The 19,528-nt window shown below is 57.4% G+C and carries 18 protein-coding genes; 9 read left to right on the top strand and 9 right to left on the bottom strand.

What is annotated here, in order from left to right:
- The first annotated feature begins 38 nt into the window (after positions 1 to 38).
- A complete protein-coding gene (locus tag HWX89_RS21325; RefSeq protein WP_138791134.1) occupies positions 39 to 755 on the top strand; it encodes a helix-turn-helix transcriptional regulator in 717 nt (238 codons plus the stop codon).
- A gap of 7 nt (positions 756 to 762) precedes the next feature.
- Here the strand turns inward: HWX89_RS21325 and HWX89_RS21330 are convergent, their stop codons facing one another.
- From HWX89_RS21330 to HWX89_RS21340, 3 genes are all read right to left on the bottom strand, one after another.
- Positions 763 to 1,920, bottom strand: coding sequence for a DUF2333 family protein (locus HWX89_RS21330; protein ID WP_138791135.1), 1,158 nt, complete (start codon positions 1,918 to 1,920; stop codon positions 763 to 765).
- 196 nt (positions 1,921 to 2,116) lie between these two features.
- Positions 2,117 to 2,569 carry a pseudoazurin gene (locus tag HWX89_RS21335; protein WP_138791136.1) on the bottom strand — a complete coding sequence of 151 codons (453 nt, stop codon included), beginning with the start codon at positions 2,567 to 2,569 and terminating at the stop codon, positions 2,117 to 2,119.
- A gap of 113 nt (positions 2,570 to 2,682) precedes the next feature.
- Positions 2,683 to 3,264, bottom strand: a complete 582-nt coding sequence (locus HWX89_RS21340; protein ID WP_138791137.1) for a thymidine kinase — start codon at positions 3,262 to 3,264, stop codon at positions 2,683 to 2,685.
- Between the two features lie 227 nt (positions 3,265 to 3,491).
- On the opposite strand from HWX89_RS21340, the gene HWX89_RS21345 reads away from it, so the two are divergent.
- The 4 genes from HWX89_RS21345 to HWX89_RS21360 all read left to right on the top strand — a co-directional run bounded on the left by HWX89_RS21345 (position 3,492) and on the right by HWX89_RS21360 (position 7,521).
- Entirely contained in the window at positions 3,492 to 4,451 is a 960-nt protein-coding gene (locus HWX89_RS21345) for a choline ABC transporter substrate-binding protein (RefSeq protein ID WP_138791138.1), read from the top strand.
- Positions 4,452 to 4,788: 337 nt separating this feature from the next.
- Complete coding sequence (choW, locus tag HWX89_RS21350; RefSeq protein WP_138791139.1) at positions 4,789 to 5,640, top strand: choline ABC transporter permease subunit; 852 nt, start codon at positions 4,789 to 4,791, stop codon at positions 5,638 to 5,640.
- Entirely contained in the window at positions 5,637 to 6,683 is a 1,047-nt protein-coding gene (gene choV, locus HWX89_RS21355; protein ID WP_138791140.1) for a choline ABC transporter ATP-binding protein, read from the top strand. The genes choW and choV overlap by 4 nt, the downstream gene beginning before the upstream one ends.
- 517 nt (positions 6,684 to 7,200) lie before the next feature.
- The gene (locus HWX89_RS21360; RefSeq protein WP_138791141.1) at positions 7,201 to 7,521 is read left to right on the top strand and encodes an ArsR/SmtB family transcription factor; all 321 of its coding nucleotides are present in this window, start codon (positions 7,201 to 7,203) and stop codon (positions 7,519 to 7,521) included.
- 80 nt (positions 7,522 to 7,601) lie between these two features.
- Here HWX89_RS21360 and HWX89_RS21365 read toward each other — a convergent pair whose 3' ends face one another.
- Entirely contained in the window at positions 7,602 to 8,777 is a 1,176-nt protein-coding gene (locus tag HWX89_RS21365) for a DUF3095 domain-containing protein (protein ID WP_138791142.1), read from the bottom strand.
- Positions 8,778 to 9,062: 285 nt separating this feature from the next.
- Here HWX89_RS21365 and HWX89_RS21370 point away from each other — a divergent pair, with 285 nt between their 5' ends.
- On the top strand, positions 9,063 to 10,169 hold the full coding sequence (locus HWX89_RS21370) for a branched-chain amino acid ABC transporter substrate-binding protein (protein WP_138791143.1): 1,107 nt from the start codon (positions 9,063 to 9,065) through the stop codon (positions 10,167 to 10,169).
- A gap of 136 nt (positions 10,170 to 10,305) precedes the next feature.
- On the top strand, positions 10,306 to 12,000 hold the full coding sequence (gene ade / locus HWX89_RS21375; RefSeq protein WP_138791144.1) for an adenine deaminase: 1,695 nt from the start codon (positions 10,306 to 10,308) through the stop codon (positions 11,998 to 12,000).
- A 39-nt stretch (positions 12,001 to 12,039) separates the two neighbouring features.
- On the opposite strand, the gene aac(6') is transcribed toward ade, so the two are convergent.
- The gene (gene aac(6'), locus HWX89_RS21380) at positions 12,040 to 12,483 is read right to left on the bottom strand and encodes an aminoglycoside 6'-N-acetyltransferase (protein ID WP_502707612.1); all 444 of its coding nucleotides are present in this window, start codon (positions 12,481 to 12,483) and stop codon (positions 12,040 to 12,042) included.
- Between the two features lie 14 nt (positions 12,484 to 12,497).
- Positions 12,498 to 14,162 carry a beta-galactosidase BglA gene (bglA, locus tag HWX89_RS21385; RefSeq protein ID WP_138791146.1) on the bottom strand — a complete coding sequence of 555 codons (1,665 nt, stop codon included), beginning with the start codon at positions 14,160 to 14,162 and terminating at the stop codon, positions 12,498 to 12,500.
- 154 nt (positions 14,163 to 14,316) lie between these two features.
- Between bglA and HWX89_RS21390 the strand changes: the two genes are divergently transcribed.
- Both HWX89_RS21390 and HWX89_RS21395 read left to right on the top strand, forming a co-directional pair.
- Positions 14,317 to 15,237 (top strand): sugar kinase, encoded by a 921-nt coding sequence (locus tag HWX89_RS21390; protein ID WP_178340855.1) that lies wholly within the window; start codon positions 14,317 to 14,319, stop codon positions 15,235 to 15,237.
- Between the two features lie 110 nt (positions 15,238 to 15,347).
- Positions 15,348 to 16,397 carry a bifunctional monoglucosyl/glucuronosyl diacylglycerol synthase gene (locus HWX89_RS21395; RefSeq protein WP_138791147.1) on the top strand — a complete coding sequence of 350 codons (1,050 nt, stop codon included), beginning with the start codon at positions 15,348 to 15,350 and terminating at the stop codon, positions 16,395 to 16,397.
- Between the two features lie 169 nt (positions 16,398 to 16,566).
- Here the strand turns inward: HWX89_RS21395 and HWX89_RS21400 are convergent, their stop codons facing one another.
- The 3 genes from HWX89_RS21400 to HWX89_RS21410 form a co-directional block, all read right to left on the bottom strand.
- Complete coding sequence (locus HWX89_RS21400; protein WP_138791148.1) at positions 16,567 to 17,175, bottom strand: DUF2026 family protein; 609 nt, start codon at positions 17,173 to 17,175, stop codon at positions 16,567 to 16,569.
- Between the two features lie 128 nt (positions 17,176 to 17,303).
- Complete coding sequence (gene der / locus HWX89_RS21405; protein WP_138791149.1) at positions 17,304 to 18,734, bottom strand: ribosome biogenesis GTPase Der; 1,431 nt, start codon at positions 18,732 to 18,734, stop codon at positions 17,304 to 17,306.
- A gap of 33 nt (positions 18,735 to 18,767) precedes the next feature.
- Positions 18,768 to 19,439 (bottom strand): tetratricopeptide repeat protein, encoded by a 672-nt coding sequence (locus tag HWX89_RS21410; protein ID WP_138791150.1) that lies wholly within the window; start codon positions 19,437 to 19,439, stop codon positions 18,768 to 18,770.
- Between the last annotated feature and the right edge of the window lie 89 nt (positions 19,440 to 19,528).

A 19,528-nucleotide genomic window follows, 5' to 3' on the forward strand; every position in this document is an offset into this window, starting at 1 on the left:
TTGCCGAAAGCGGCACCCTACCGGACAGCGTTGCCTGAATGCTAACGCTTGGCCGCCAATCGAACCTCAGCCAACAATTCTCAGCTTCCGCCAACACGGGAGACTGGCTGGCGGCCTTGACGAATCTGGCCTGCGAATTTGGCTACGCCCATGTCACGCTACTAAAAATCCCTTCGACGGCTGGCTCCGGCGTGTCCGCCGTCATTCTGGAAACCACACTGCCGCAATGGATCATCCGTGAAGTGGGCCATCACGGCCCTCCGAACGACTGTGCAGCCATCCGTTGCGGCATGTCATCGCTTGTCCCTCAATATTGGTCCATGGATGAAGACGATGCCTTGCCGGGCACGATCGCGCTGACAACGGATTCCTTCCGTGGCATCGGCATCACATGCGGACTGACCATTCCACTGAATGGTCTGAACGGAGGTAAACATCTCCTGACCTTTGGCGGGGATCGCACACATCTGCCGCAGGCTGCGCTCAACGAACTGGGCATGATCTGTCTTCACGCTTTCGAGATTTACGATCGCCTCTGCCGGACAGGGATCAAGAGTCCGTCGCCACTGACAAAACGAGAATTGGACGTTGTGCGCTGGACAGCGCAAGGCAAGACATCGGTTGAAATCGCCGAGATCCTGTCGATCTCGGAACATACGGTCAACGCCTATATGAACAACGCAATGCGCAAGCTGGATTGTGTCAATCGCACCCAACTCGTCGCAAAAACCATTCGCCTGAAACTCATCAACTGAACGCGGCTTATCGATCCAGTACGGAGCGCAGCTCCACCAGGTTCGAACGCACCCGCAGGACATAAAAGCCCATGGTTGCGAGGTGCGATGGCATGATCCAGCCGCTTTCCTCGCCGTTCGAAATGATGGCTGGCTGAATGCGCAGTGCAGCGCGCGTCTGCGCCAAAGTGTCGTTCCAGAGATTGGTCAGGTTACGTTCACGAATGACCTGCGCGAAGTCCGAACCTGCTGCAGAGAGCACCCCGTAATATCCGTAGAGCTGACCGTAAGCGAACCAGAAGCGATCATCAGCGCGTGTATCGAACCAGCCACCATTATAGTTCTCGGAACGCTCGCGCAGGATCGCCGAGGTCGCCCCGATATCGCCGGCGATACGGTCGATAAACTGGATCAGGTTGTCGGCGCGGGTGTCGAACACCGCCTTGCAGGCAACAAGCTCGCCGTTGAATGCCTGGAAGCTGCGGATGGCGGCACGGTAATAGCTTGGCGTCGGCGTTTTCGGACCGAAGGGGTCGAGGCCGAAATACCAGGAATACTCGCTGAACTGCATGTTGCCACGCGCTTCCTGAAGATTGTTATTGATGCCGGAGGTTCCACGGACGCGACCAAGCGTATCCACCAGTTCGATCGACGTACGACGTACCGCCTGATTGATACCACGCTGAAACGACGCCTTGTTGTCGAGGAAAGGGGTGCTGTCCCAATCGATCCCGAACAGCCCCAACCTGTAAAGCAGCATGGAGGAAATCCAGGCGTTCTGGTTAACGTTGAAATCGGTCAGATCGGCAGCCACGTCGACAATAGCGGATCTCTGGCAGACGGGCGCTGCAGTGCTGGCGGCGCTGGACGTTGTCTGTGTGGAAGCACCGGCCACAGCATCAGGCAATTCCTGGCCTGCCGGAACGGCGCGCTCGGACAGTTTGTAACGGCTTACATAGTCAGGGTCGAAATTCGTCCAGACCTGTGTCTGCCAGACGAAATAGCCGTAAAATCCCACAAGTCCGATGAGAACGAGAGCAACCGGCCCCTTCACCGTCCAGTGCCGACCCCGGTACCAACCGTGTGCGGCGAGAAACGGCCAAAGCAGCCACGCCACGAAAACACTGACAGCCTTGCCAATGGCACTGAATACGGCCTGAACCAAAGCGGTAATCCGGTCGATCATGTCGTCATGTTCTCCTCTGTCCGGTGGGACGAAAGGACAAGAGGCGTCACATTAAGGACGCCGCCCATCCCTAGGCCGACATTGTGGCCGGTTTCGCTCTTCCAGATATGTGCCGGTCGATGTGGATGCAACACGATTGCGAAACTTTTCTCAACCCGTGGTCCGTACAATCGAAGCGAAATGACAGAGGCACCCGTCAGAGACCGAGCTTTGCAATCTCCGCTTCAAGACGCTCTTTGGCCTTCTTGGGCAACTTGCCGTTTTTCACCGCATCCAGATTGGCGGGCGCCGCATCACCAACGACCACCAAAGCGACCATGCCCATGCCCACATGCGGCGTGCATTTGACGACATAGGCCCCTTCCTTGTCGACCGTGACCTTCAGCGTCTCGTTCATCTTGCCTTTAAAATCCGCAACGCCTTCGGGGAGCATGTCTTTCACCGCTGCAGCATCATGACCCTTGTCAACCGGAACGAAGACGATCACGTCGCCCACGGCCGCTTTGACGGCAGCCGGTTCGAATACCATCGCCTGACCGTCGCTGCCCTTATTCAGCATCTTGATTTCGATCTCGGCCGACGCCGCGGGAAATGCGAACAGCCCTGTCATGGCTGCAAGCGTGATGAATTGGGCGATCTTATTCTGCATGTCTTCTGCTCCTGAGGGACACCACATTGGCGCAAATGCGCAAGCATGGTGTTAGCCTCAGGCAGAGTCGACCTCTTTGAGAAAAATCAAATGCGGCAAGGCGACGCGGAGCATCAGCCTTCCTTAACGGTCTCCACCCAGTGGCGACGGCAGAACGACACATATTTCTCGTTACCACCGACATCGATCTGAGCACCGTCCTTGACGACTTTTCCTTGCTGATCGAAACGCGCCACCATCGTCGCCTTGCGGCCGCAATGGCAGATGGTGCGGATTTCCCGCAGTTCATCGGCAATGGCGAGCAACTCCCTCGACGCCGGAAACAGTTTGCCCTGGAAATCCGTACGCAGGCCATAGGCCATCACCGGGATATTCAGCTTGTCGGCAATATGCGCCAATTGCCAGACATGATGTTCGGAAAGGAAATGAGCCTCATCGATGAAGAGACAGGCGATTGCCGCCTGCTCGTGCAACACTTGCACTTCGGCGAAGATGTCAGTGCTTTCGTCAAAAGTCAGGGCATCCGAGGAAAGGCCGATGCGCGAGGCAACCTTGCCAACACCCGCCCTGTCATCAAAGGCAGCCGTAAAAATCAGGGTGCGCATGCCGCGCTCCTGATAGTTGTAGGATGCTTGCAACAGCATGGTCGACTTGCCGGCGTTCATCGCAGCATAATTGAAATAGAGCTTGGCCATCATCCACTCCTTGTGCGGCGTCTTTTGCCGGGGATGGCCCGCGATGAAAAGTGGCACAGCATAAAAACCACAGATTTCCACGAAGGAAGAAACCTTGATTCGACGAAGGACAAGGCGGTTTTCATCCGCGGTGTCGCAAACGGTGCGCCAAAACACGCAAATGCACATGAGTTGATTGTGCGGTGCAGATATTGATAATGGCAAGGGAACTAAAAAGGGAGCAAGCAATGTTTGCAAATAGAAATCGCTGTCTGGCGCTGGCCGCAGCAATCTCCACGCTGGCCCTCGGTGCAGCCAGCGCGCAGGCGGCAGAGCCCGCGAGTTGTGGTACGGTGCGCTTCTCCGACGTCGGCTGGACCGACATCACCGCCACAACCGCCACGGCAACCGTAATTTTGAAAAGCCTTGGCTACGAAACCGACGTCAAGCTTCTCTCCGTCCCCGTCACCTACACCTCACTCAAGAACAAGGACATCGACGTCTTCCTCGGCAACTGGATGCCGACCATGGAAGGCGACATTGCCCCCTATCGCGAAGACAAGTCCGTCGAAACTGTCCGTGAAAACCTCACAGGTGCCAAATACACGCTGGCGACAAACGCCAAGGGCGCCGAACTCGGCATCAAGGATTTCAAGGATATCGCCACCCACAGCGATGCTCTCAGCGGCAAGATCTACGGCATTGAACCGGGAAATGACGGAAACCGCCTGATCCTCGATATGGTTGCCAAGGACACATTTGGCCTCAAGAGCTTCGAGGTCGTCGAATCGTCCGAACAGGGCATGCTGGCGCAGGTCGCCCGTGCTGAAAAATCCGGTGAGCCGATCGTCTTCCTCGGCTGGGAACCGCACCCGATGAACGCGAATTTCAAGCTGGCCTATCTGACCGGCGGTGACGACGTTTTCGGCCCGAATCTCGGCGGCGCGACGATCTACACCAACGTTCGCAAGGGCTACACGGAAGAATGCCCGAACGTCGGCACATTGCTCAAGAACCTGCAGTTCTCGCTGCCCATGGAAAACGAGATCATGGGCAAGATTCTGAATGACGGCCTTGAGGGCGAAGCCGCAGCGACAGCCTGGTTGAAAGCCAATCCTTCGGCAATCGAGCCATGGCTTGCCAACGTCAAGACCAAGGATGGCAGCGCGGATGCCCTGCCAGCCGTGAAGAAGGCATTGGGCCTCTAAAGCGAAGACATGCGATGCTGATCCGGGGTGTCTTTTGACATACCCGGACGAGCGGGGCATGACATGATATCCGTGCATGGCGTTGGCCGCGAAATTCTGTCGCGTCGAGCGCCAAGCGCTCGCCCGGCGTCTGGCAAGGCAATGTCAGAATCTATGAAACGGATCGAAATGGCGAGGACTGCGACAAAAGCCGAAGGGTGAGGTCAGTGGCTCCGCCAAAGGCTGCAACAAGTAGACTTATGCAATACCCGTCATCATTTCGATCCATTTCACAGGTTCCAAGCCCGAACTGCCCGCCGTCGTCCCTGAATCTGTTCGCGAAAGGTCTCGTCTTACCGTGGAATGGCTCAGCGCCCCTGAAAACCGTTTGCCCGTCGGCCGATACGCCAAGGAAGCCATCGACTGGCTGACTGGAAATCTCGCATTTTTCTTCGACTGGCTGTCGTTCATTTTCCAAAGCGTCATCGATGCTTTGCTATATGTCCTCCAGACACCACACCCGCTTGTGATTGTCGCAATTCTGACCGCACTGTCCGCATGGACACGCCGCTCGGTCGGCATGCCGATTTTCACCATCGTCGGGCTGCTTCTCATCATCAATCTCGGCTACTGGAAAGCGACGACGGAAACCCTTGCGCTCGTGATAGCCGCAAGCGCAGTGTGCATGATTATCGGCATACCGCTTGGAATCCTGGCTGCACGCCGCAAATGGATTTACGCGGCCATGCGTCCGGTTCTCGATCTGATGCAGACGATCCCGACCTTCGTTTATCTCATCCCCGCGCTGGTTCTTTTCGGGCTCGGCATGGTTCCCGGCCTGATCGCCACGGTAATCTTTGCCATTCCGGCACCGATTCGCTTGACCCGCCTCGGCATCATTTCAACACCGCCGGCGCTTGTTGAAGCCGCCGTTGCGTTCGGTGCAACACCGGGACAGGTACTTCGCAAGGTCGAACTGCCATTTGCAGCCCCTCAGATCATGGCTGGGCTGACCCAGACCATCATGCTGTCGCTATCGATGGTGGTGATTTCCGCCCTTGTCGGTGCAAACGGCCTCGGCGTGCCAGTGGTACGTGCGCTCAACACCGTCAACATCGCGATGGGCTTCGAAGCCGGCCTGTGCATCGTCATATTGGCGATCGTTCTGGACCGACTGTTCCGCCTTCCCGGCTCGGAGGACGACCTGTGACGGACGCAATCATTTTCGGAAATGTCGACATTGTCTTCGGCAACAGGCCAGAACCCGCTCTGTCGCTGATCGACATGGGCAGATCTCGCGAGGAAATCAACGCGAAAACGGGACTGGTGCTTGGCGTCGCCAACGCATCGCTCGCGGTGAAGGAAGGAGAAATCCTCGTTCTCATGGGGCTTTCCGGCTCCGGGAAATCCACTCTTGTTCGCGCTGTAAACGGACTTGCGCCGGTCGTGCGCGGCAATGTCTCCATCAAGACCAAATCCGGTTACGTCGATCCTTATCGCACGACGGCGAAGTCGCTGCGCGATCTGCGCATGCACACGGTGTCGATGGTGTTTCAGCAATTCGGCCTTTTGCCCTGGCGCAATGTTGCAGAGAACGTAGGATTCGGCCTTGAACTTGCCGGTGTGCCCGAGGCGGAACGCAAGCGCCTTGTCGATGAACAACTGGAACTCGTCAATCTTTCTCAGTGGGCGAACAAAAAGGTCGGAGAACTATCCGGAGGCATGCAACAGCGCGTCGGACTGGCCCGGGCCTTTGCAACGGGCGCACCGATCTTGCTGATGGATGAACCGTTTTCAGCGCTCGACCCGCTCATTCGAAGCCGCCTTCAGGACGAACTTCTGGAGTTTCAAAGCCGCCTGAAGAAAACCATCCTGTTTGTCAGTCACGACCTGGATGAGGCATTCCGCATCGGTAACCGGATCGCGATGATGGAGGGCGGGCGTATTATCCAGTGCGGCACACCGCAACAAATCGTCAAACATCCGGCCACACAATATGTCGCGGACTTCGTCCAGAACATGAACCCGATTTCCATGCTGACTGCAGCGGATGTCATGACGCGCGGCATTGGCGAAAAGAACGGGCATCTGGCGGTTGCCGCAACGGCCCGCCCCACGTCGCCGCTCATCGATATTCTCGACGCTTTGTCGAAACATTCCGGCGCAATCGGCGTCGTCGACAACGGCTCAATCGTCGGCACGATTTCGGCGGATGACATCGTCAGCGGCCTGACTCGACACCGCAAAAAGTGACATTGCGCCACGTTCTAAGAAGGCTTTCGCAACCGCGAAAGCCTTCTTTTTTGTTCTTGGAACACGAAAACTGTATCTGGAATGCAAGTTTCAAAAAAAAGATTGTATGGAACAACCATTTTAACAAGAATGCGATTGCAAACTAAAAAAAAACGCACAAGCTCAAGCATAGCTTTTGAAGCGATTGCTAAATTTAAGGGGACAGCGATCATCGAAGCCGAGATCGCGCTGCATTAACCGAAAGTACGACGCTTATTTTTTAGCCAGTGAAGTGTCGCAAATGTTATGCCGACAACATGAATACTCATGATTTCAGACAAAAAACAGGCATAAGGTAAGCAAATTAGTCATGAAGTCCCAAGTAGAGCATCATCTAACAATACTCAGAAAAAGGAACACGACATAAGCTAAATTTAAGTATATACAACGCGATCGTAGAACATTAAAACGCCCCATCGAACACCGGTTAATAGCCACCATGACCGTCGTTTCGACTGTCATTAGGAGACTTGAGCGCATGGACAACGAATCTCTGTCGGATCATAGTATCGCCGCTGCGGATCTGCTTTCGGCAATGGCGAATCCAAAACGTCTGCTGATTCTTTGTACGCTCGTGGACACCGAAGTTCCTGTCGGAGTGCTTGCCTCCCAGGTCGGCCTGAGCCAATCCGCTCTTTCGCAGCATCTTTCCAAGTTGCGTGCACAGCGACTGGTCAAGACACGCCGCGACGCTCAGACGATTTATTATTCCAGCAATTCTGAATCGGTGAAGAAGATCCTCGCATCGCTTGAAGAAATCTATTGTCAGTCGCAGAAGAGCAGCCGCACTGCCGCCTGATATTCAGGCTGGCGCTGGCGCTCGCACTTTTGAAAGATGATACCCGAAACCGGCTTCAGGCCGGTTTTTTGTTTTGAGGCTCAGGCTGCGGAAACGATCGAAGCCTGCTGTTTCAGCTTGTTGGCCGCAGCCGCATATCCACCCGATGCACCGTCAACGAAATGCATGTGGTCTCTCGACAACGGCGACGGTACGATGCAGGTCATCAGCGCAGCATCCTGCTCATGCAGGCCATAATAACAGGCACCCGTAACACGGCCTCTTTCCAGTCGTGTCCGCAGGCTTTCAAGTCGCGCCGCGTCCATATCGACTGTCATCTTCAATCCGTCATCGAACTTTCTGAAATCTGTGTTGCTGGCAACGGACCGGCGGTAACGCGCCGCATTGAACCGCCCGAGCGAAAGCCCTGTGATTTGAAGTATATTGATCAAAAAACTCTCTGCCAGGATACGCAGAGAACTGCGGATCGCCCCGACACGATCATGGTAGCCTGAGCGCGCATGCGCTTCCAGGCCGAGCCCTTCGCGCACGAAACCGAGCTTTGGCCCATCTTCCGGCACGGGATGCCCCTGCCGGGCATCATCGCCGGCAAGCTCAACAATATCCGCCACCAGCGCCCGAAACGCCTGCATATCCTGTGACGGGCCCGGCACCGCAATGATGGAAACGATCTTGCCATGTGTCGCCTCGATCGGATTCCAGCGACAGGAAAGCCCCGTCAGATCGGGCCGCGCACCCGTTTCCGCTTCTGGAACACCATAACGCCCCTCTTTCATGCGCGCTTCCGCCCAGCTGTTACCGCCGCCCGAAAACATCGCATAGGAAACATCCTCGCTCGCCTGAAAACGCGCAACCCGCACGTCGAAACCGTTTTCCCGTATCTCGGCAACGGGAACCAGCGCCACACGCATGGTCAGGTCGAGTTCGTCCTTCACCCAGCGCTGCACATTTGAAAGCGCGGCACTGGCAATCTCCAGCGTATGCGGCGGCACAGCCACTGCCGCCCCATCGCCACCGAAAACGAAAGGCAGATCATGCCGCTTGAGGCTGTTTGAAACCCCTGAGATGACGGCGGCCCCCGCCATGTTGACGGTCTTGTATCGACCAGCACCAATAGCTGCGGTCGAATCGACAATATCGGCAATCGCCAAAGCCCAGCCTTGCGGCAGGGCGCGATAAAGGGCCGGATCGGCAACATCCTCAAAGTGCTGGAAGACAGGAAGTGCTGCCAGGAATTCGTCGTCGACTGTTCTCATGCCGCCATTATCCTCCAACGCACACCAAACGCCAAGCATTCGCAATGCCACAGGTGTATATTCACACCATGCGTTCAGGGTCTGATCGCAATCGATTTACCATCTATGAACCGTATAGCTTCAAAGGCCGCTTGCCTAAACCATCAAACCTTTCCTATGAACTGGTTTGAACACTCGGAATTCAAATATGAAACGGGTTTTCGCGTCGCGACGTCTGCAAAACGAAAAACAGGCTGCGGACGAGGCGCATACCGGGTCCAGGACCCATTCCAAGGAGATACCAGGATGAAACTGAAGACTTTGACCAGCGTGACGCTCGCAGCGTCCTTCGCCTTCGCACCGCTCGCCCATGCCGAAATCGTCATCGGCCTGATTGCACCTCTGACAGGCCCGGTCGCCGCTTATGGTGACCAGGTCAAGAACGGCGCCCAGACCGCCGTCAACGAAATCAACAAGAAGGGCGGCATCCTCGGCGAACAGGTCGTGCTGAAGCTCGCCGATGACGGTGGTGAACCCAAGCAGGGCGTTTCTGCCGCCAACCAGCTCGTTGCTGACGGCATCCGTTTTGTTGTCGGCCCGGTGACCTCCGGCGTCGCCATTCCGGCCTCCGACGTTTTTGCTGAAAACGGCATCCTTATGGTAACGCCGACGGCAACCGCTCCCGACCTGACGAACCGTGGTCTTTCCAACGTTCTGCGCACCTGCGGCCGTGATGACCAGCAGGCCGAAGTCGCCGCGAAGTATGTGCTGGCAAACCTGAAGGACAAGAAGGTCGCCATCATTCATGACAAGGGCGCCTACGGCAAGGGTCTCGCCGACTCCTTCAAGGCAACGCTGAACGCTGGTGGCGTCACCGAAGTTTTCTATGACGCCTTGACCCCAGGTGAAAAGGATCTGGGTGCTTTGACGGCTCGCCTGAAGTCGGAAAACACCGACGTCATCTATTTCGGTGGTTACCACCCCGAAGCGGGTCTGCTCGTCCGCCAGCTCAATGACGCCGGCTCCAAGGCTGTCGTTATCGGTGGCGACGGCCTTTCCAACAGCGAATTCTGGAACATCGGCACCAAGGCCGCCGAGGGCACGTTGTTCACCAACGCCTCCGACGCCCTGAAGAATGCAGATTCCAAGGCTGCGGCAGACGCGCTGGCAGCTGCCAACATTCCGGCAGAAGCATTCACGCTCAATGCCTATGCGGCAGTTGAAGTGTTGAAAGCCGGTATCGAAAAGGCGGGAAGCGCTGAAGATTCCGAAGCTGTTGCCACCGCCCTGAAGAGCGGCGACGCCTTTGCAACGTCGATCGGCAAGGTCACCTACGGCGAGACCGGCGATCTGACCTCGCAGGCCTTCACACTCTACAAATGGCAGGACGGCAAGATCGTCGCTGCTGAATAAGCTTCAACATATCGTCGGCCCGGAGGCAATCTTCGGGCCGATGTACGATCAGACAGTTGAGCGCGAAGCGCCAGTTGTTGCGCTCTGTCACTTCCATCTTTAGGGTCGGATAAAGATGAATCGAAGAAAGTCCGACATGGTTTCCACACTTGAAGCGCGCATTGACCAGGGTACCGGCCGTGAACCGGCGGATATCGTTCTCAAGGGAGGCCGTTTCTTCGATCTGGTGACGGGCGAACTTGTCGCGTCGGATATTGCCATCTGCGGCGACACCATTGTCGGCACGACGGAAACCTACACAGGTCGTCAGGAGATCGACATTACCGGCAAGATCGTCGTGCCGGGTTTCATCGATACCCATCTTCACATCGAATCGTCGCTGGTCACGCCGCATGAATTCGACCGATGCGTCCTACCCTACGGTGTCACGACCGCAATCTGTGATCCCCACGAAATCGCCAACGTTCTTGGCGAGGAAGGCATCCGTTTCTTCCTGGATTCCGCCCTGGAAACCATCATGGACATCCGGGTGCAATTGTCCTCTTGCGTGCCGGCGACACATCTGGAAACGGCAGGTGCCGATCTGCCAATCGAAAAGCTTCTGCCATTCCGGAACCATCCGAAAGTTATCGGCCTTGCCGAGTTCATGAACTTTCCGGGTGTGGTCCACAAGGACCCCGTATGCATGGCAAAACTGGAGGCATTTCAGGGCCAGCACATTGATGGCCATGCGCCTCTTCTCTCCGGGACGGCACTGAACGGCTATCTCTCCGCGGGCATCCGCACCGAACACGAATGCACGACTGCCACAGAGGCGCTGGAGAAGATCCGCAAGGGTATGCACATTCTTGTGCGCGAAGGTTCTGTATCGAAAGATCTGCACGCCCTGATGTCCATCATAACCGAACGCTTGTCGCCGTTTCTGGCGCTCTGCACGGATGATCGTAATCCACTCGACATCGCCGAACAGGGCCATCTCGATTACATGATCCGGACCGCCATCGCCAACGGCGTCGAACCACTTGCCATCTATCGCGCCGCCTCCATTTCGGCTGCGAAGGCTTTCGGCCTTCGCGATCGCGGCCTCGTTGCTCCGGGCTGGCGCGCCGATCTGGTGGTGATCGACACGCTGCAGAACTGCAAGGCAGGCCTGGTACTGTCGGCCGGCAGGATCGTCAACGACGACTTGTTTGCCACGCGCAAACCTGTCGCCCCGGTTGGCCTCGACAGCGTCAAGGCACGACACGTGCTCGCAGCACATTTCGGCGTTCCGGCGACGGACAGCGAAAGCCCGGTGATTGGGGTGTTGCCCGGCAAGATCATTACCGAACATCGCCGCTACAAGCTGCCGACAGATGGCAACCAGACCAGCGTCGATCTCACCAATGACATCATAAAGGTCGCGGTGATTGAGCGGCACGGCAAAAACGGCAATCATGCCAACGGGTTTGTGCAAGGTTTCGGCCTGAAGAAGGGTGCTATCGCATCCACCGTTGGACATGACAGCCACAATATCTGCGTCGTCGGCGTCAATGAGGACGATATGGCGCTTGCCGCCAATCGCCTCGGCGAAATCAATGGCGGTTTCGTTGTCGTTGAGGATGGCAAGGTAATGGGTGAAATCGCACTGCCGATTGCTGGCCTGATGAGCCTCGAGCCTTACGAGACGGTTCGCGACACATTGCACGATCTGCGCAAGACGGCTTACGCGCTCGGAACGACACTGGAAGAGCCCTTCCTTCAGGTCGCCTTCCTGCCGCTCCCCGTCATTCCGCACCTGAAGATTTCCGATAAGGGCATGGTGGACGTAGATCGCTTTGCGCTGATCTGATCAAAGCCGAACCAGACGCTGCCAGCCGAAGGTTCGCTGCTAACTCTTTGGTGCCGGCGGCAGGATCTTGCGGAAGTAGACGACGCGTTGCGTTTCCTCAAAACCCAGAGCCGCGTGCATGCAATGAGAAGCGATGTTGGCAATATCCGCATCGGAGGCGAGTTCGGTCACGCCTTTGCTGGCGGCCCATTGTGTGACCTCCGCGATCAACGCAGCGGCAACACCCTGCTTTCGAAACGCCTCTTCAACATAAACCCCTTCAAGGAACGCCACGGGCGACGTCTGACAACCATTGACGTAATCATGCCGCAGGCTTGCTTCGGCGAAGCCGACAGCAACTCCCTCCGCACTGTAGGCGACCAAGCCGGTCTGATTGTCCGAAAACGTCTGCAGTTCGGCTTTATGCTCGGCAAGCGAGCTTGTGGGCCATAAAAGAGAACGCAGTCGTGACCAGTCATCCAGACAGGCGATGCCGGCCTTGATGACGACCGGCCCCGTCACGCAATGATCCCGCAAAAAACATCCAGCCCTTCAAGGGTCACTACACCTGCACCGAACAGCGGCGTGAAGCCCGGCATCGGCGCGATGTCCTTGATCACAGTGCCCTTCGGAACAGGGAACTCCACGGGATCGCGGGTGAGATTGAAGACGAAGAGCAACGTCTCCTCTCCCTTGGTGCGGGTGAAGGCCAGGACATCGAGATTGGTCTTGAGAAAATGCATATCGCCATCGCGCAATGCACCATGACCTTTGCGAAATGCCAGCACCGCGCGATAGTGGTTCAGAACCGACTCCGCTTTGCGCTGCTGCCCATCCGCTGCCAGCATCGCATGAGCGTAGGGCACCGGAAGCCATGGTTTCTCCGCAGTCGAAAACCCGGCATTCGGCATACCCGTTTCCCAGGGCATGGGCGTGCGGCACCCATCCCGTCCTTTGAAAGCCGGCCAGAAGCGGATGCCGTAGGGATCGCGAAGATCCTCAAAAGCAAGCTCAGCCTCGGTCAGAGCCAGCTCCTCGCCCTGATAGAGGCAGATCGAACCCCGAAGGCTCGCCAGCACGCAGATTGCAAGCTTCGCAACACGCGTCTGTTCCTCGACATTTTCCGTAAACCGGCTGAGATGGCGAACCACATCATGATTTGAAAAGGCCCAGCAGACCCAGCCATCCGTGACGGCCTTCTGAAAGCCTTCAACCGAGTTGCGCAGATGCCGTGCCGTAAAATCCGGCCCGAGCAGATCGAAAGTGTAACACATGTTGAGCTTGTCGTTGCCGGACGTGTAGGCGGCAACAGTCTTCAGCGACCTCGCCCCGTCTCCGACTTCACCAACCGTGGCCCGGTCGTCGTACTGATCCAGCAGAGCACGAAACCGTTTGAGAAAATCGATATTTTCCGGCCGCGTCTTGTCGTAGAGATGATCCTGCATGCCGTAAGGGTTCACGTCCGATGCATCGAGGCCGAAACTTTCCTCATCGAACAGCGGCGGGTTATCGCGCAGCAGCTTGTCGTGGAAGTAGTGGTTGACGGTGTCCAGCCGGAAGCCATCGACCCCACGCTCCAGCCAGAACTTGACGGTTTCGAGCAGCGCATCCTGAACATCGGGATTGTGAAAATTCAGGTCCGGTTGCGAGCCCAGAAAGCTGTGCATGTAATATTGCTTACGCACGCCGTCCCATTCCCATGCGGGTCCACCGAACACAGACAGCCAATTGGTCGGCGCGGTGCCATCCGGCTTCGGATTGGCCCAGACATACCAGTCGGCTTTCGGATTGATGCGGCTGGCGCGGCTTTCCACAAACCAGGGGTGTTTGTCGGAAGTATGCGAGATCACCTGATCGATGATGACCTTCAAGCCGAGCCGATGCGCCTCCGCGATCAGCGCGTCGAAGTCAGCCAATGTCCCAAACAACGGATCGACATCGCAATAATCGGAAACATCATAGCCCATATCGGCCATCGGCGAGGTGAAGAACGGTGAGAGCCATATGCCGTCCACACCGAGCGAGGCAATATAGGGCAGACGCCTGGTTACGCCGGCAAGATCGCCATATCCGTCCCCGGTCGTGTCCTGAAAAGATCGCGGATAGACCTGATAGATCACCGCTCCCCTCCACCAGTCCGATTGCACAAGAGGTTTCTGAACCGGGGCATGGGTTGGCTGCATGGAGGCTCTCCTGATGGCGGCGAATCCCAGAATATAAAGCTGTCGCCCTGCCGTAAACGGCAACTTCGCAAATGCACACAATCCGTCGCAATGGACTTGTCAGGCAAGGTCAGGCGTCGTAATTCGAACGCAAGAGCGAGTGGAGGATCAAGGCGTGGGTGGACGGTTTCTTTCGATTGGCGAGTGCATGGTGGAACTGTCTCAAGCCGGAGACGGGCTGCTGCGCAAAGGCTTCGCAGGCGACACCTTCAACACGGCCTGGTACGCACGGGCCTGCCTGCCGGACGATTGGTCGGTGGATTACTTCACCGGACTTGGCGACGACAGCCTTTCAGAGGACATGCTGGCTTTCATCGAGGCAGCAGGGATCGGCACGCACAGCATCCGCCGCATCAAAGGTGGTACACCGGGCCTCTACCTCATCAACCTCAAGAACGGCGAACGGACCTTTAGTTACTGGCGCAATGCCTCGGCGGCACGGCAGCTTGCCGATGATGCCGATCACCTGCGCAAGACGATCGAAAACGCCGATCTGATCTATTTCTCCGGCATTACCCTTGCAGTCCTGTCCTCGCCAAACGCGGTGGAGACCTTCCTGTCGGAACTGCGCCGCGCCAAGGCGGCCGGTAAGCGCGTGGTTTTCGATCCAAATATCCGCCCTCGTCTGTGGGCCGACAAGGCGACGATGCTCGACACCGTGTCGCAGGGCGCGCGCGCCGCGACACTGGTGATGCCGAGCTTCGATGACGAAGCGACCCATTTCGGCGACACGTCCGTCGAAGCGACAATCGATCGCTACCGCACACTCGGCGTCGTCGACATCGTCGTCAAGGACGGTGCGAAAGGCGCCACGCTCGACTTCGGCGGTCAGCGCAGCCATGCACCTGCGGTCCAGGCTGTAGACGTGGTGGATACCACCAGCGCAGGCGACAGCTTTAACGGCGCGTTCCTCGCCCGCTACGTGACCGGCAGCGCGCCAGACGAGGCAGCAAGCTTTGCTGCCGAGGCCGCTGCTGTCGTGATCGGCCACCACGGTGCATTGATCAGCCCGGAGCTTCTGCCGCTGGTTGGCTGAAGCGCCGCCCTGCCAACTGACATGATCCTGTAACACGCACGCCGCATATACGGTCCGAAACCGCGCAAATCGGGATTCGGCGACGCGGATGCAAGCAGGATCGGCTGTTCATGACGAGAATCACGATTGTCACAGATGCCTGGCACCCGCAGGTCAACGGCGTGGTTCGCTCGATTGAAAACACCAACCTGGAATTGGCCCGCCTTGGCGTCGACGTCCGCATGGTGACACCACAGAATTTCCACAGCATACCCTGCCCGACCTATCCCGAGATCCGCCTGTCCGTCGCCGGATATCGCCGTGTGGCCGCCGAGATCGAGAAAAGCCAGCCGTCCTTCGTCCATATCGCAACGGAAGGTCCGCTCGGCTTTATGGCACGACGCTGGTGCGTAAAAAACAGGATGCGGTTTTCGACCAGCTACCACACGCGCTTCCCCGAATATGTCGCAGCCCGCTTCCCGGTCCCGGAGCGCTGGCTTTACGCCTTCGTTCGCTGGTTTCACAACGGGGGCAACACATGCATGGTCGCAACCCAGAGCCTTGAAACCGAACTTGAGGCGCGCGGCGTCAGAAACCTCAGACGCTGGAGCCGTGGTATCGACGCGCACCTGTTCCACCCGCGCCCAAAAACGTCCCTCCCCTTCGATCTCCCGCGCCCGATCTTCATGACGGTCGGTCGTGTCGCGATTGAGAAAAACCTGCCCGAATTCCTCGACCTCGATCTGCCGGGTTCGAAGGTCGTGGTCGGAGACGGCCCCGCACGCGCCGAATTGCAGGAAAAATATCCCGACGTGCTGTTTACGGGCGTAAAGACCGGCGAAGCCCTCGCCGACGCTTACGCGCAAGCGGATGTATTTGTCTTCCCATCGAAAACAGACACGTTCGGCAACACCATTCTGGAAGCGCTTGCAAGCGGCGTGCCGGTGGCGGCCTTTCCGGTTACCGGACCGATCGACATTCTCGGCGACAATCCTGAGGCTGGCGCACTGGACAACGACCTCCGAAACGCGTGCCTGGCTGCGCTCTCCTGCTCAGCGGAGGGAGCACTGGCGCTCTCGAAAAACTACAGTTGGGAAAAAGCCTCCCGGCAGTTCCTCGACAACGTCATCCAGGCGGCAGGCAAGAACCTGCCTCGCTTACCGCAATCGCGCCTGGCCTGACAAAACGAAAGCCGGCGCCTCCATATTTCGATGGACGAACGACCGCGACAGTGCCAAAAGGCGATCAGGACGCGACCGCCGTTAACTTTAGAACGGGGTCGGGCTGCTGATTGACGTCAGGCGGCTGCCGCGAGAACACGCTGGCCGTCCTTTTTCCATAATGTCGAGATTACCAGGCGCCGCTGAGACCATTGCCGGTCAGAGGAATGGTTGTGCTTTTACCATTGCTGTCACTGACAGAAATCTCGCTTTGCATCTGCTTTGGCGACTTGCGGAACCACCCGGCTGCGATGGACGCCAGATCGCCGATCATGCCGTGCTTGTGCCAATCCGCAAAACGTTGCCCCATGGCCTCCGGCTCGACCTTGTAGAAGAAGTCGCCAGACTGGCCGAGATCGTTGATGGATGTCGCCATGGACGAAAGCGGACGCTGAAACATCTTGGAAGGCACGGAAAGATGTTTTGCACTTTCAGAAAATGCAGGCGCCATGAAATCGATCGCCCATCCATCCGCTTCAACCCAGCAATGGAAGTTTTCGCCAGCACCGGTCACATAACCGTCCTCACGATGATCCCCGAACAGGATGAGCGTGCCGCCGAGATTATAGGCAGCGAGGCCGCCTTTCGGCACGGCCTTGATCTTGTACTGCTGCTGGAGAATAAACGCGCCAAACGTGCTGAAATACATGCACGCCGTTGCCGGATCAGCGTTTTCGTTGATAAGCAGGCTGTTGATGACGCGGTAAATCCGGTGGTAGTCGCTCTGCTTAATCAACATGGTCTTTCACTCGCAATTCTACGTCGACGATAGGGCCGTCAACCAGGCCCAATGTCCGGTGCGATTGTTCAATCTCGTCTGAGGGCATCCCCGCCTTCAATGCGAGGATGCATCAATCTTCGATCCGATCAGCGCTTCTTCTTCGCCTTGCCTTCGAACGGATTGTCAGAGCCGCGGTAATGCACGCGGATCGGGACGCCCGGCATGTCGAAATCCTTACGCAGGCCGTTCACCAGATAACGCGTATAGCTTTCCGGAATAGCTTCCGGACGTGTGCATGAAATCATGAAAGCCGGCGGACGCGCCTTCACCTGCGTCATGTATTTCAGTCTCAGGCGGCGACCGGAAACGGCTGGCGGCGGATGCTGCGTCGTCTGCGCATCCAGCCAGCGATTGAGCCTTGCCGTCGAGATACGACGGTTCCAGACCTTATCCGTATCGATGATGTTCTGCATCAGCCGGTCGAGACCATACCCGGTCTGGCCGGAGATCGGCACGGCGCGAATACCACGCGCCTGCGGCAGAAGCCGCTCGGTCTTTTCACGCAGATCGGCGAGATAGGCCTGCGGATCTTCGACGAGATCCCACTTGTTGAAAGCAAGAACTGCGGCGCGTCCCTCGCGGATCACGAGATCGACGAGCTGCAAGTCCTGCTTTTCAAAAGGAATGGTGGAATCGAAAACGATAACAACCGTTTCGGCAAAGCGGATCGAGCGCAGGGAATCGGCGACCGAAAGCTTCTCCAGCTTCTCCGTCACCTTCGCCTTGCGGCGCATACCAGCCGTGTCGAACATCTTGATGGTGCGGCCGCGCCAGTCCCACTCGACCGAGATACTGTCGCGGGTAATACCCGCTTCCGGACCCGTCAGCAGACGGTCTTCGCCGAGGAAACGATTGATGAGCGTGGACTTGCCCGCATTCGGACGACCGATGATGGCGACGCGAAGCGGCTTCGTGTCGTCGTAAACCGGCTCTTCGTCCTCATCGTCTTCGTCACCAAATTCGTTGTGCGAAAGAACGATGTTGGTTTCCGCCTCATCCACCTCTGGCGGGAACGCCACATCTTCGCCGATCGCGGCGACGATGGCGTCGCGCAGGTCGATCATGCCCTGGCCATGCTCGGCAGAGATCGGGCAAGGATCGCCGAGACCCAATGTGAAGGCATCGTAAAAGCCGCCGTCAGAACCGCGTGCTTCCGACTTGTTCGCCACGAGAACAACAGGCTTGCCGCGACGACGCAGCATTTCCGCAAGCGTTTCATCAGCCGGCGTCAAACCCGCCTTGGCATCGACAACAAAAAGCGAAACATCCGCTTCCTCGATGGCCGCTTCGGTCTGCGCCCACATGCGGCCTTGCAGCGTCTCGGGACCGGATTGCTCCAGACCAGCGGTATCGATGATGGTGAAACGCAGATCGACGAGCTTCGCCTCGCCGGGGCGGCGGTCACGGGTCACGCCTGGCGTGTCGTCCACAAGCGCCAGCTTCTTTCCGACCAGACGGTTGAAAAGCGTGGACTTTCCGACATTGGGGCGCCCGACTATGGCGACGGTGAAGTTCATTGATCGTAGTTCCTTGAAGGTGGAAAAGCTCTATTACGAAGCTTTGCCCGAAGCGGTGATATTGTCGAGCATGATCTGCGCACGATTGGTGACGTTACGCGGTGCCTGTGCATCCGTCACGATCTGCTCGAACCATTGTTTTGCCTTGGCGAAGTCGCCCGCCTTGTAAGCGGACAGACCCAGAGCCTCACGTGCGGAAGCGCGCATCGTCTGGGCTTCGCCGCTCAGCGGTTCCGCCAGCGCAGCAACCTGATCATAGGTGCCGTTATCGACCAGCAACCATGCAGCGCGAACCTTTGCCGTATCGCGGAACACCTGCGGTGCAGACGTGTCGTTGCCAATATCGGTAAAAGCGGCGATGGCACCTGCTGCATCGCCCTTTTGCGACAGCAGCGTCGCCGAACGGAATTTCGCCAGAACCGGATAATTGCCGTGGCCGGATGTCTCCAGATCCGTAAATGCCTTCAGCGCCTCGTCCGTCTTGTTTTCGGAAGCAAGCTTCAAGGCTGCAAGGAACTGATCGCCGGAGTTGGATGCACGGCTGGTATTCCAATATTCGTAGATACCTGCACCGGCAGCCCCCAGCACGATCAGGACCGCGCTTCCCACGACCACAATCCCGTAGCGGCCCCAGAAATTGGACAAGCGTTCCGAACGGATCTGCTCGTTCACTTCGCGGATAAAGGTATCATTTTCGTTTGCCATCGAATTCTCCGTTATCCACCCGGAAAGGTCGCTACGACCAACCCGTCGGCGGACATGCCAAGGCGCGCTGCCGGGAGCCAGTAAAAAAG

The organism is Rhizobium sp. RM (assembly GCF_013390595.1).
In the GTDB taxonomy this organism is placed as follows: Bacteria; Pseudomonadota; Alphaproteobacteria; order Rhizobiales; family Rhizobiaceae; genus Agrobacterium.

Coding starts and splice junctions, on each gene's coding strand:
- HWX89_RS21325 (WP_138791134.1), top strand. CDS start 39: ATGCTAACGCTTGGCCGCCAATCGAACCTCAGCCAACAATTCTCAGCT.
- HWX89_RS21330 (WP_138791135.1), bottom strand. CDS start 1,920: ATGATCGACCGGATTACCGCTTTGGTTCAGGCCGTATTCAGTGCCATT.
- HWX89_RS21335 (WP_138791136.1), bottom strand. CDS start 2,569: ATGCAGAATAAGATCGCCCAATTCATCACGCTTGCAGCCATGACAGGG.
- HWX89_RS21340 (WP_138791137.1), bottom strand. CDS start 3,264: ATGGCCAAGCTCTATTTCAATTATGCTGCGATGAACGCCGGCAAGTCG.
- HWX89_RS21345 (WP_138791138.1), top strand. CDS start 3,492: ATGTTTGCAAATAGAAATCGCTGTCTGGCGCTGGCCGCAGCAATCTCC.
- HWX89_RS21360 (WP_138791141.1), top strand. CDS start 7,201: ATGGACAACGAATCTCTGTCGGATCATAGTATCGCCGCTGCGGATCTG.
- HWX89_RS21365 (WP_138791142.1), bottom strand. CDS start 8,777: ATGAGAACAGTCGACGACGAATTCCTGGCAGCACTTCCTGTCTTCCAG.
- HWX89_RS21370 (WP_138791143.1), top strand. CDS start 9,063: ATGAAACTGAAGACTTTGACCAGCGTGACGCTCGCAGCGTCCTTCGCC.
- ade (WP_138791144.1), top strand. CDS start 10,306: ATGGTTTCCACACTTGAAGCGCGCATTGACCAGGGTACCGGCCGTGAA.
- bglA (WP_138791146.1), bottom strand. CDS start 14,162: ATGCAGCCAACCCATGCCCCGGTTCAGAAACCTCTTGTGCAATCGGAC.
- HWX89_RS21395 (WP_138791147.1), top strand. CDS start 15,348: ATGACGAGAATCACGATTGTCACAGATGCCTGGCACCCGCAGGTCAAC.
- HWX89_RS21400 (WP_138791148.1), bottom strand. CDS start 17,175: ATGTTGATTAAGCAGAGCGACTACCACCGGATTTACCGCGTCATCAAC.
- der (WP_138791149.1), bottom strand. CDS start 18,734: ATGAACTTCACCGTCGCCATAGTCGGGCGCCCCAATGTCGGAAAGTCC.
- HWX89_RS21410 (WP_138791150.1), bottom strand. CDS start 19,439: ATGGCAAACGAAAATGATACCTTTATCCGCGAAGTGAACGAGCAGATC.